The sequence below is a fragment of the Microbispora cellulosiformans genome (assembly GCF_008728085.1).
GTDB classification, from domain to species: Bacteria; Actinomycetota; Actinomycetes; order Streptosporangiales; family Streptosporangiaceae; genus Microbispora; species Microbispora amethystogenes.
This window is the reverse complement of the sequence record NZ_VYTZ01000018.1, coordinates 147556-159496: the sequence shown is the minus strand read 5'-3', so window position 1 is coordinate 159496 and position 11941 is coordinate 147556. Positions and strand designations below refer to the sequence as shown.

Sequence of the window (11941 nt, the reverse complement as noted above, 5' to 3'; positions counted from 1 at the left end):
CGACGCCTACACCACGCTGCACGCCAACATCCGCAACGGGAACCTGGGCCCCCAAGGATCGGCACGCCGTGCCCGCGTCACCTCCGAACCGATCACCTTCCGCGCCGATGCCGCCCAGCCATTCGACGACCGATGCCTGTCGTGGCGGATCGACGCGCGCACGGTGTCGATCTGGACGACGGCCGGCCGGGTGCGTGATGTGGCCTTCACCGCATCTGCCGAGCAGCTGGCGACGCTGGCCGCCCACCGCAAAGGCGAATCGGACCTGGTGCGCCGGGACGGCATGTGGTTTCTGATCGCCACCTGCGATGTCCCCGACCGGCCCATCACCGTCCCGGACGCCTTCGTGGGCGTGGACCTGGGGATCGCCACCATCGCGACCACCAGCGACGGCGACCGGCACAGCGGCAAGGGCCTGAACGCCCACCGCCACCGGCAGCGCCGGCTGCGCCGCCGGTTGCAGGCCAAGGCCACCAAGTCCGCCAAACGGCTGGCCAGAAGGCGCCGCCGCAAGGAGGCCCGGTTCGCCGCGAACATCAACCACACCATCGCCAAGCAGATCGTGACCGAGGCAGAACGCACCGGACGCGGCATCGCCCTGGAAGACCTGGGCGGTATCCGCGAACGGGTACGGCTCCGCAAGCCCCAGCGGGTCACGCTGCATTCGTGGAGCTTCCACCAGCTGGGAAGCTTCATCGCCTACAAGGCGGCCCGCGCCGGAGTCGCCGTGATCCATGTGGATCCGGCCTACGCCTCCCAGACCTGCTCCTCATGCGGGCACGTGGACAAAAGGAACCGGCCCGACCAGGCCACCTTCGCCTGCACGTCGTGCGGCTTCGCTGAGCACGCCGACGTCAACGCAGCCCGCAACATCGCCGCGCGCGGTGCCGCGGGCTGGGCAGTGAGTCACGCTGCCGACGACGCGGCCTGAACCGTCGAATCCATCGACGGCGAGGAGCTGCAAGCTCGGTCGTTTGTTTACGGCCGAGAAGCTGACAGGATGTCGGCGAAGCGGCCGACCTGGTCCGGGTCGCGTCCGTGGCAGTACAGCATGACCTCGTCGGCGCCGAGGTCCTCGAACCGCGCGATCGCCTCGCGGATCTCGGCCGGGGTGGTGCGCATCCCGGCGACCATGTGGTCCGCGGCTTCCGTGAACCGGTAGTAGGCGGCCATGGCCCGGCGCGCCTCCTCGATCACGTCCTCGGGCCCGAGTGCGGCGTTGACCTGGGCGACCATGCGCGGGGCGCCGTCCCGCCCGTGCTTCCGCCACGCCGTACGGACGGTGTCGAACAGCGGACCGGCCCAGGAGGGCGCGGCGGCGCAGAGGAAGCCGTCACCCCAGCGGGCCACCCGCTGGAGCGCGGCGGGCTTGAATCCGCCGAAGAGGACCTCCGGGCCGCCCGGACGGGCCGGGACCGGGCCGATGGGACCGGCCCCCTCCCCGTACGGCTCGCCGGCCCAGACGCGGCGCAGGACCGCCATCTGCGTGTCGAGACGGCGACCCCGCGTGCGGATGTCGGTGCCCGCGGCGTGGTGGTCGTCCTCGCGGCCGCCGACGCCCAGCCCGAGGACCAGACGTCCGCCGGAGAGGCGGTCGAGGGTCGCGGCCTGCTTGGCGAGCAGGGCGGTCTCGCGCAGCGGCGCGAGGAGCACCTCGGTCTGCACCCGGACGCGTGAGGTGGCGCCGGCGAGCACGGAGAGGGCGACCAGCGGTTCGGGATTGTCATAGACCAGACGGTCCAGCAGGCCGAGAGTGGTGAAGGGACCGGCGTCGGCGCGCCGGGCCCAGTCGAGCAGGGATTCGGGATCAGTGACGGGCAGGCCGAGACCCACGTTCAACACAGTTGCCTCCGAGAGGGCATGCGGACAGAACGTGCCGCCCCCTCAGGGCCTTCGCGATACGCTCCCCGTTCTGCGGCGTACTTCTGGGGGAGTGCCCGGTTCAGAGTGGCCCGACTTTACGACTTGCGCGGCCCGCCGGGCAAGCTCGTTCCGCCGGTCAGTGGCCGTGCTCCTCGTGATCGTGGTCGTGGTCGTGGTCGTGGTCGTCCTCGTCTTCCAGCATGCCGTCCGAGGGCTCGACCCCGAGCATCGCCTCCCGCGGTTCGACCTCGGTGACGTGCTCGACCAGGCCGAGCACGTGGTCGGGCTCGATCAGCCACTGCAGGGCCGCCGCACCCGTCTCGTCGGAGTTGACCAGCTCGATCTGCTCCTGCCGCTCGGCGTCGTCCAGTTCGGCCTGGGGGTCGCGGATCTCGGCGAGCGCCGCCGCCTGCAGCGCGTCCACGTCGAGGACCTCGACCACCAGGTCGACGGTGAGCCGCAGATAGCGACCGGTGTCCGTTCCATCGCTCATGGTGGTGATCCTATCGGTGGGCCGTCACGGCAGCTTCCAGTCCACCGGAGTTCCGCCCTGCTGCTCCAGAAGGGCGTTGGCCCGGCTGAACGGGCGGGAGCCGAAGAAGCCGCTGCGGGCCGACAGCGGGCTCGGGTGGGCCGACTCGACGCACGGCACCTGCCCGAGCATGGGGCGCAGGTTGCGGGCGTCCCGCCCCCACAGGATCGCGACGAGCGGGCCGCCGCGCTCGACCAGGGCGGTGATGGCCCGTTCGGTCACCTCTTCCCAGCCCTTGCCCCGGTGTGAGGCGGGCTTGCCGGGCATCACGGTCAGCACCCTGTTGAGCAGGAGCACGCCCTGCTCGGTCCACGGGGTGAGGTCGCCGTTCGACGGCAGGGGGTGGCCGAGGTCGGCCGTGTACTCCTTGTAGATGTTGACGAGGCTGCCCGGCAGCGGCCGCACGTCCGGGGCCACGGAGAAGCTCAGGCCGACGGGGTGGCCGGGGGTGGGGTAGGGGTCCTGGCCGACGATCAGCACCCGGACCTCGCTCAGCGGCTGCCGGAAGGCGCGGAGGACGTTGTCCCCTGCCGGGAGGTACTGCCTGCCCTCCGCGATCTCCTGCCTGAGGAAGTCGCCCATGGCGGCGATGCGCCCGGCCACGGGTGAGAGGGCCTCGGCCCATCCGGTTTCCACGAGTTCCTGCAACGGACGTCCTGACATGTCCGCGGACTCTATCGGCTTTTCCGGCCCCGTACGGCCCGGCGGCGGAAAGATCGGATGCCCGCCTACCCCCGTGAAGCGGGCATCCGACGTTCTTCTCGTACAGCCTGCCACAGATGGGACGTTTCCCCGGTATGTCAACCTGATGCGGAGGTTCCGGAGGCCCCCGAGGGGGCCTCCGGCCGGCCCTATTTGACCGAACCCGCGAGCATGCCCTGCACGAAGTACCGCTGGAAGGCGAAGAACAGCACCAGCGGGACGAGGAGCGACAGGAACGCGCCCGGCGCGAGGATGTCCACGTTCGTGCCGAACTGCCGCATCTGGGATTGCAGTGCCTTCGTCATCGGCTGGTTGTCGGTGTCGGCGAACACCAGCGCGACGAGCAGGTCGTTCCACACCCACAGGAACTGGAAGATGCCGAGCGACGCGATCGCGGGCTTGGCCAGCGGGAACACCACGGTGACGAAGATCCGCCACTCCGGCGCGCCGTCCATCCGCGCCGCCTCCAGCAGTTCGCGCGGGATGCCCGCGAAGAAGTTGCGCAGCAGGAAGATGGCGAACGGCAGGCCGAACGCCACGTGGAACAGCACGACCCCGAGAATCGAGCCGAAGATCCCCAGGAGGCCGTACAACTTGGCGATGGGGATCAGCGCGATCTGCACGGGGACGACCAGCAGGGCGATGACCACGAGGAAGACCGTGTCCCTGCCGGGGAACTCGATCCAGGCGAACGCGTACGCCGCCATGGCGGCGATGCCGATCACCAGCAGGGTCGCGGGCACCGTGATCAGCACGGTGTTCCAGAACGACGCGCCGAAGCCCGACGCGAGCAGGTTCGAGTAGTTCTCGAAGGTGAGCTGCGCCGGCTTGGTGAACAGCGTCCACCAGCCCGACGAGTTGTTGTCGGTCTCGCCGCGCAGCGACACGACGAGCAGGCCCAGGGTCGGGAGCAGCCAGAACAACGCGATCAGGATCAGGAAGACCTGGACCAGGCCGCCGCCCAGGCGGTCGGCGATCCGGGACACCGCTCCCCGCCGGATCGCGGACGCGGGGTTCGGCTCGATGGCCGGCTCGGCCACGGTCGTCATCGCTCGTCCCTCCTGAACCGGCGGATGTTGAAGATCATGAAGGGCACCACCAGCAGGAGCAGGAAGATCGACAGCGCGCTTCCCATGCCCTGGTTGCCGCCGCCGCCGAACGAGACGCGCCACATCTCCAGCGCGATCACGTTGGCCTGTGGCTGCACCGAGCCGGGCGCGATGATGAACACCAGGTCGAAGACCTTCAGGACATTGATGATCATCGTCACGAAGACGACCAGCAGGACCGGCGCGAGCAGGGGGACGGTGATCCTGCGGAACACCTGCCACTCGGTCGCGCCGTCGATGCGGGCCGCCTCCAGGGCGTCGCGCGGGATCGCCGAGAGGCCCGCGGCGATGAGCACCATCGCGAAACCGGCCCACACCCAGATGTACGCGCCGATGATCGCGGGAGTGATCAGCGACGGCCCCAGCCAGGTGATGCCGTTGAAGGGCGCGGCGAAGTTCGACTGCGGCAGCCGTACGTCGTAGGACCCGGCGGGCAGGCCGGCGAAGCGGAACGTGCCGTCGGCGGCCGTCTCGGTCGTCGCCTTGACCACCCCGCCGGAGACCGCCTCGACCGTCACGCCGGCGAGGCCCTTCTCCTGCGGGTCGACCTGGTTGAGCGTGCCCCCGCCGCCGCGTACGACGTCGAGCCACACGGTGCCGCTCAGGCCGTCGCCGCCGTCGCCGCCGGCGGCGGCCTTGGCGGGCGCGGCGCCTTTGACCGCGTCCTGGTTCAGGCCGACGAGCGGGATCAGCACCGGTGTCCCCGCCTGCGCGGGCTGCCGGGTCACCACCGCGCCGCCCTTCGCGACCGCCGGGGCCTGGTCGTTGTCCCGGGGCCGGGCGCCGGGATAGCCGGCGCTGGAGGAGAACGCGTCGTGGACGGTGGTGATGATGGCGTTGGCGACGCCCTTGTCCGGGTCCTGCTCGTAGACGAGGCGGAAGATGACGCCCGCGGCGAGCAGGGAGACGGCCATCGGCATGAACAGCACGAGCTTGAACGCCGTCGACCACCGGATGCGCTCGGTGAGCACCGCGAAGATCAGGCCGAGCACCGTGACGACGACGGGGGCCACCACGACCCAGATGATGTTGTTCCTGATCGTGGTGAGCGTCCCGGAGTCGGTGAAGATCGAGATGTAGTTGCGCAGCCCGACGAAGGTGCCGCCGGTCGCGTCGAACAGGCTGCGCCAGATCGAGTAGACCAGCGGATAGATCATCCACGCGGCGAGCAGCAGCACCGCGGGCAGCAGGAACATCACCGCCAGCTTCGGCGACGGCCCCAGCCGCGCTGCCGGGGTGGGCTCCGCGGGGGTGTCGTGCGGTCCGGAGGAGGCCCCGGCGGCGGAGTCGTCGCCGCCGGCGGCCTGCGGGCCGTCCAACCGTTCGGTCACGGCCGTCCCCCCTCTACTTCTTGAAGGCCTTGGCGGCGTCGGCCTCGAGCTTCTCCTGCGCGCCCTTCACGTCGGAGGGGTTGCGGAGGAAGTCCTGCAGGTCCTTCCACTCGCCCTTGCCGTCGGTGCCGCCGAAGGCGCTGGGGGCGAGGTCGGACATGTCGTACCGCACCGACTCGCCGGCCGAGATGATCGTCTGGGCGAGCTGCTTGGTGAGGTCGTCGGGGTAGTTGTCGGGGGAGACGTTGCGGTTGGGGGAGAGGTAACCGGGCTGCTTGGCCCAGACCTCGCCGCCCTCCTTGCTGGCCAGGAACTCCAGCAGCGCCATCGCGCCCTTGGTGTCCTTCATCGCCACGCCGACGTCGCCGCCGAGCACGACGGGGGCGGTGTCGCCCGCCTTCGGGAACGGCATGATCTTGGCGTCCTCGCCGACCTTCGCGCCCGACTGCCCGACGGAGGCGGCGACGAAGTCGGCCTCGATGACCATCGCGGCCTTCTTCTGGCCGTACACCTGGGTGACGCAGGTCGGGAAGTCGGTCTGCAGCGCGCCGGACGAGCCGCCGAGCATGAACTCCTTCTTGCCGAAGATCTGCGCCATCTTCTCCAGGGCCGTCTTGACCGAGGCGTCGGTCCACGGGATCTCGTGCTTGGCCAGCTTGTCGTAGTTCTCCGGGCCGGCGGACGAGAGGTAGACGTTCTCGAAGAGGTCGGTGAGCGTCCAGCCGGAGGCCCCGCACAGGGCGAACGGCGCGACGCCGGAGTCGCTGAGCGTCTGCGCGTTCTTGATCAGGTCGTCCCAGGTGGACGCGGGCTGCGCCCCGGCGTCGTCGAAGGCGCCCTGGCGGTACCAGATGAGCGACTTGTGCGCCGCCTTGACGAGCACGCCGTAGACCTGGCCCTTGGCCGAGCCGAGATCCTTCCAGTACGGCGTGTAGTTCTGGTCGATCTGCGCCTGCACCTCAGGGCTCAGCGGCTTCAGCGCGTTCTCGTCGGCGTACTGCTGCACGAGGCCGGGCTGGGGCAGGATCGCGACGTCCGGAGGGTTGCCGCCCTCGATGCGGGGGCCGAGGTAGGCGCCGGTGTCCTCACCGGTGGAGGCGTAGGTGACGGTGGCGCCGGTCTTCTCCTCGAAGGCCTTCAGCACCTTCTCGAAGTTGGCCTGCTCGTCGCCGGTCCACTTCGCGGCGATCTCGATCTTCTCTCCCTCCAGGGGCTTGGCGCCCCCGGCGGCCGGCGCGCTGCCCGAGGCGGCCGGGGCGTTGCCGGAGCCGGTGTCGCCGCCGGAGTCGCTGCCGCACGCGGCGGCGGCGGCAAGAGCGAGGCACGCGACCATGATGGGGGGAAGTTTCCGCATATCTATCTATCCTCCGGGCTGGATGACCTCGCCGAGCCCCTGTTTCAGGTCGGCGACGGTCTCGTCTACGGGTTTGGCGAGTGCGAGCGCGCCGGACACGGCGCTGGAGATGACCAGGCTGACCTGGTTGTAGCCGGCGGTGACCGGCCTGGGCCGTGCCGAGAGGATGGCCTCCTTGAGCACGGGCAGGTAGGGGAACCGCCTGATGAGCTCCGGGTCGTCGTACAGATCAGCCCAGACCGGGGGGAACGACCCCTCGGTGAGGACGAGCCGTTCGTTGTCCCGGCCGGTGAAGTAGCGGATGAAGTCGAGCGCCGACTTCTGCCGCTTGGAGAAGGCGCTGACGGCGAGGTTGTAGCCGCCGAGCGAGCTGGACCCGGGCCCGTTCAGGCCAGGCAGCCGGGTGACCGCGAACTTCCCGGCGAGCCGGGAGTGCGTGGCCGGGCCGTACGCGTGGGGCCAGTTGCGGGCGAACAGCAGCCGCCCCTCCTGGAAGGCGAGCCGCGACTCCTCCTCCTTGTACGTCAGCGCCTCGCGGGGGATCCACCCCTCCGTGACACCGCCGACGAGGAAGCCGAGCGCGGCCCGCGCGCTGCCGAGGTCCATCGTGACCGTGCGGGCGTCCGGGCTGAGGATGGACCCGCCCGCCGACTGCACGGCCTCGGCGAAGTTGACGGTCAGTCCCTCGTACGGCAGGAACTGACCGGCGTATCCCCCGATGTGATACTTCGCGCCCAGGCGCCTGGCCTGGTCGCGCAGCTCCGCCCAGGTTCTGGGCGGCTTGAGGTGCTCCTTCTTCAGGATGTCGGACCGGTAGTAGAGCAACCCGGCGTTGCTCGTGTACGGCGCCGCCCACAGCCGGTCGCGGTAGATCGCGGTGTCCGCGACCCCCCCGAGCAATTTGTCGAGGGGGAACAGGCTGCGGTCGAGCGGCACGATCCACCCGGCGTCGGCGAACTCGGCCGTCCACATCACGTCGAGCGCGAGCACGTCGTACACGTCGTTACGGGCCTGCAGGTTCGCCACCATCTGGGCGCGCTGCTCGTCGGACGCCTCGGGCAGTTCGAGCAGCGTGACCCGCTCGTCCGGGTGGCCCTGGTTCCACCGGTCCAGCAACGGGCGGAGGTAGGCGGTGGTGTCCCGGCCGATCGCGAGCGTGATCGGCCCGGTTCCCCCGGTGCCGGTCGTGGGGCCGGCGCCGGTGTCCGTGAGCCCCGCGCATCCGGCCACCAGGAAGGCGGCCAGGACGGCGACGGCTCGGCGAACGATATGGCCTCCGCGTGAAAAACCGGTTACATACGTGTTAGGTAGGTGCATGCATGTTATGCATAGCGATAATGTGACCGTCAACGGATGGGCGGGTAACGCTCCGGTAACTGCTCCGACGGTCTGGGGGTGGGCGCGTGCGGCAGGCGCTGCTGGCGCTCCTGGCGAAGGAACCTGCCCATGGCTACGAGCTCAAACAGGCTCTTGAGTCGATTTTCGGCATCGCCTATCCCTCGCCCAACATCGGCCAGATCTACGTGACGCTGGGCCGGCTGGAGAAGGACGGGTACGTCCGCGCGGTCGACGTGGAGCAGGCCAACCGGCCGAACAAGAAGGTCTACTACATCACCGCCGCCGGGCGGGAGGCGCTGGAGACCTGGGTGGACGAGCCCACCGAGGGTCCCCGGGTCCGCGACGAGTTCTTCATGAAGCTCGTGCTCGCCCCGCTGACCGGCCTGGCCGACCGCATGGCCCTGGTGAACCGGCAGCGCCGGCACTACCTTTCGCTCATGAGAGACCTGGGCGAGCTGGCCGAGGCGGCCGAGCGGACCGATCCGGACAACCGCGCGTCCCTCCTGCTCATCGAGGGCGCGATGCTCCACCTGCAGGCCGACCTCGACTGGCTGGAGCGCTGCCAGGAGGAGCTGCAGTGATCCCGTGGCGGCACCCGGGCGAGGCGGCGGCGCGACGCGGTTAGGGTGAGCGGTATGTCGGATACACCCGTCGTCCGGGTGGTCAACCTGGTCAAGATCTATCAGACCGGCGGGCTGCCCGTGCCGGCCGTACGCGGGGTCGACCTGACGGTCGAGGCGGGGGAGTTCGTCGCGATCACCGGGCCGTCCGGGTCGGGCAAGTCCACGCTGATCCACATGATCGGCGGCCTGGACACGCGGTCGAGCGGCGAGATCTGGCTGGACGGCAGGCGGGCCGACACGCTGTCGGAGAGCGGCTGGGCGGTGCTGCGCCGGGAGCAGATCGGGTTCGTGTTCCAGTTCTTCAATCTTGTGGGCAACATGACCGTGGCCGACAACGTCGAGCTTCCCGCGCTGCTCGGCGGCGCCTCGCCCCGGCACGCCCGCGAGCGGCGCGAATACCTCCTCGGCGAGCTGGGCCTGGCCGACCGGGCGGACGCCGCCCCCGCGCAGCTCAGCGGGGGCGAGCAGCAGCGGGTGGCGCTGGCCCGCGCGCTCGCCAACCAGCCCCGGCTGCTGCTCGCCGACGAGCCCACCGGCAACCTCGACAGCCGCAACACCCGCGACGTGCTGCGCCTGCTCGGCCGGGTGCACCGCCAGGGGCAGACGATCGTGCTGGTCACCCACGACGCCCGCGTCGCGAGCATGGCCGACCGCGTCGTCAGCCTGCTCGACGGCCAGATCGTCGACGACGGCGCCATCCCCCGCGTGCGCCGCCGGCCCGCCGGCGGGGCCGGGGACGTCGTCGAACTCCGGAGCTGAACCGGATGCGCACCACCGGATGCCCGCGAGCAGACGACCGTGAGGGGGTGACCTGACCGTGCCGAGGAGCGCGGAGCTGCGCTGGATCCGCGCGGACCTGCGGGCCCGCCGGGGCCAGGCGGGCCTCACGGTGCTCGCGGTCGCGGGCATCGTCACCGCGCTGATCGTCGCGGCCACGCTGCTGGAGGGCGGCACCAACCCCTGGCGGGGCCTGTTCGAGCGCAGTCACGGCGCGCACATCTGGATCCACAGCAAGGACGTCCCCGACGTGTCGGCCCTGCGCGGCCTGCCCGGCGTGACCGAGGTGGCGGGGCCGTACCGCAGCGCGCCCGCCACGCTCGCCACCGGCGGCCGGCGGGTGCCGATCACCCTGCGGGAGACGCCGGCCGCCTTCACCTCCGTGGCGCGCCCGCTGCCGCGCGAGGGACGCTGGCTCGACCCGCGCGCCCCGGACGGCGTGGTCGTCGAGCGGTCGTTCGCCCGCGCCCTCGGCCTGCGGCCCGGCAGCCCGTTCACCGTCACCGGCCTGAACGGCGCGACCCACCGGCTGACCGTCGCCGGGCTGGCCGAGAGCGGAGACCAGGGCTTCTACCCCGAGTGGACCCCCGGCCTGGCCTGGACGCTCGGCCAGACCCTCGACCTCGTGGAGCCCGCGCCCGGCCGTACGGAGGCCGTGACCGGGCTGCGCCTCGCCGACCCCGCCGACACCGACCTCGTCGTCCAGCGGGCCGTCTTCACGCTGCGCAACCAGGTGCAGCGGGTGACGACCTGGCGCGAGGTGCGCGCCTCGATGGAGCTGGACGACCGGCTGCTCGGTCTGCTGCTCGCGTTGTTCGGCGTCGCCGGCCTGGTCGCCGCCGCGCTGGCGCTCGCCAACGCGGCCGGCGGCCGGGTGCTGACCCAGTTGCGCGACATCGCCACGCTCAAGTCGCTCGGGTTCACCCGGGGCCAGGTCGTCCGGATGCTCCTCGCCGAGCACGGCACGCTGGGGCTGCTCGGCATCGCCCTCGGCGTGCTCGCCTCCCGGCTGGTCACGGCGTACGCGATGGGGGAGACGGTCGCGGTGCCGCTGTCGGCCGGGCCCCTCGCGGCGATCGTCGCGGGGACCGCGCTGGCGGTGCTGGTGGCGGTCCTGGTCCCGGCCTGGCGCGGCGGGCGCGTCCCGCCGCTCCCGGCCGCCCCCGCCGCGCCGCCGCGCGGGCGCCTGTCCCGGCTGGCCCGGGTCGCCCTGCTCGTACGGCTGCCGCCCGCGCTCGTCCTCGGCGCCAGGGACGCCTTCACCCGCAGGACGCCCGCCGCGCTCACGGCCTGCGGGGTGGCCCTGCCGATGATGCTGATCACCATCGGGCTCGGCTGCTGGGCGACGCTGGACGACTTCGGCCGCCACCCGGAGAGCGTGGGACAGGCCGCGGCGCTGAGCATCCGGCCGGGCGACATGACCGCCGAGGAGGCCCGGCAGCGGGTGATGGCCGACCCCGACGTGGTCGCGGCCTATCCGGGGGCCGAACTCGACGCGCTCGTGCCCTGGCAGACGAGGACCGTGCGGACCCGCGCCCTCGGCCTCTCCTCCGACCCGTACCCCTTCCCGGTGGTGGAGGGCCGCATGTTCGCCGACCGGGGCGAGGCGGTGGCCGGCCAGGGACTGCTCGACCTGCTCGGCGTGCGGGTCGGCGACCGGGTCCGGATGACGATCGGCGGCACGCCGCTGATCGTGCGGATCGTGGGCCGGGTGATCGAGCCCGAGCAGGACGGCGAGGTGCTGTCGTTCGGGCTGGACAGCCTGGCGGCGAAGGACGCGCTGCCGCCCCGGTTCTACGCCCTGGTGCTGCGGCCGGGCGCCGACGCGGCGCAGGTGCGCGCCCGGCTGCAGGAGCAGGGGCTGGAGGTGACCCGGGCGGTGAACCCGGCCGAGCGGCTGGCGGTCGTCCGCGTGATCATCGTCGCGCTGGTCGTCGTGCTGGCCCTGATCGGGCTGGCCAACCTGCTCACGGCCAGCGCCCTCGGCCTGCGCGACCACGTCCTCGACCTCGCGGTGCTCAAGGCCATGGGCCTCACCCCCCGCCAGGTCACGGCGACCCTGGTCACCGCCGCCGGCCTGCCGGCCGCGGTGGGGGTCGTGGCCGGGGCCGCGGCGGGGGCGTTCTGGTCGCGGGCGCTGATCGACCTGGAGGGCCGCGGCAGCGGCGTCGGGGCGGGCATCGGCCGCGCGCCGACTCCCGGGATGCTCGCCGCCGCCCTCCTGATCGCGATCGGCGCCGCGTCGCTGGTGGCGCTGATCCCCGCCCGCCGGGCGGCGCGGGCCCGGGTGCCCGTCACCGCCCGCTGAGCGT

10 protein-coding genes and 1 pseudogene are annotated in these 11941 nt (G+C 71.7%); 4 read left to right on the top strand and 7 right to left on the bottom strand.

Going from position 1 to position 11941, the window contains the following annotated elements; translation table 11 throughout:
- Nucleotides 1-931 (top strand): RNA-guided endonuclease InsQ/TnpB family protein (locus F5972_RS33340; RefSeq protein WP_150939509.1); only part of this gene is annotated, 931 nt, incomplete at its 5' end.
- Between the two features lie 47 nt (nucleotides 932-978).
- On the opposite strand, the pseudogene F5972_RS33335 reads toward F5972_RS33340, so the two are convergent.
- From F5972_RS33335 to F5972_RS33305, 7 genes and pseudogenes are all read right to left on the bottom strand, one after another.
- Nucleotides 979-1860 (bottom strand): annotated as a pseudogene (locus F5972_RS33335) (LLM class flavin-dependent oxidoreductase); the annotation flags it as partial.
- A gap of 139 nt (nucleotides 1861-1999) precedes the next feature.
- Entirely contained in the window at nucleotides 2000-2356 is a 357-nt protein-coding gene (locus tag F5972_RS33330; RefSeq protein WP_150939505.1) for a hypothetical protein, read from the bottom strand.
- 24 nt (nucleotides 2357-2380) lie between these two features.
- On the bottom strand, nucleotides 2381-3058 hold the full coding sequence (locus F5972_RS33325; protein ID WP_150939503.1) for a uracil-DNA glycosylase: 678 nt from the start codon (nucleotides 3056-3058) through the stop codon (nucleotides 2381-2383).
- Between the two features lie 188 nt (nucleotides 3059-3246).
- A complete protein-coding gene (locus tag F5972_RS33320) occupies nucleotides 3247-4146 on the bottom strand; it encodes a carbohydrate ABC transporter permease (RefSeq protein WP_150939501.1) in 900 nt (299 codons plus the stop codon).
- Entirely contained in the window at nucleotides 4143-5537 is a 1395-nt protein-coding gene (locus tag F5972_RS33315) for an ABC transporter permease (RefSeq protein ID WP_191910436.1), read from the bottom strand. Before F5972_RS33315 ends, F5972_RS33320 begins: the two co-directional genes overlap by 4 nt.
- A 13-nt stretch (nucleotides 5538-5550) precedes the next feature.
- Entirely contained in the window at nucleotides 5551-6891 is a 1341-nt protein-coding gene (locus F5972_RS33310; protein WP_150939499.1) for an ABC transporter substrate-binding protein, read from the bottom strand.
- A 6-nt stretch (nucleotides 6892-6897) separates the two neighbouring features.
- Nucleotides 6898-8121, bottom strand: coding sequence for an ABC transporter substrate-binding protein (locus F5972_RS33305; RefSeq protein WP_225312121.1), 1224 nt, complete (start codon nucleotides 8119-8121; stop codon nucleotides 6898-6900).
- 173 nt (nucleotides 8122-8294) lie between these two features.
- Between F5972_RS33305 and F5972_RS33300 the strand changes: the two genes are divergently transcribed.
- The 3 genes from F5972_RS33300 to F5972_RS33290 are packed head-to-tail and all read left to right on the top strand — an operon-like array spanning nucleotide 8295 to nucleotide 11937.
- Entirely contained in the window at nucleotides 8295-8810 is a 516-nt protein-coding gene (locus tag F5972_RS33300) for a PadR family transcriptional regulator (RefSeq protein ID WP_150939496.1), read from the top strand.
- A 54-nt stretch (nucleotides 8811-8864) separates the two neighbouring features.
- On the top strand, nucleotides 8865-9611 hold the full coding sequence (locus tag F5972_RS33295) for an ABC transporter ATP-binding protein (protein WP_150939494.1): 747 nt from the start codon (nucleotides 8865-8867) through the stop codon (nucleotides 9609-9611).
- 58 nt (nucleotides 9612-9669) lie between these two features.
- A complete protein-coding gene (locus F5972_RS33290) occupies nucleotides 9670-11937 on the top strand; it encodes an ABC transporter permease (protein WP_225312120.1) in 2268 nt (755 codons plus the stop codon).
- Nucleotides 11938-11941 lie beyond the last annotated feature (4 nt).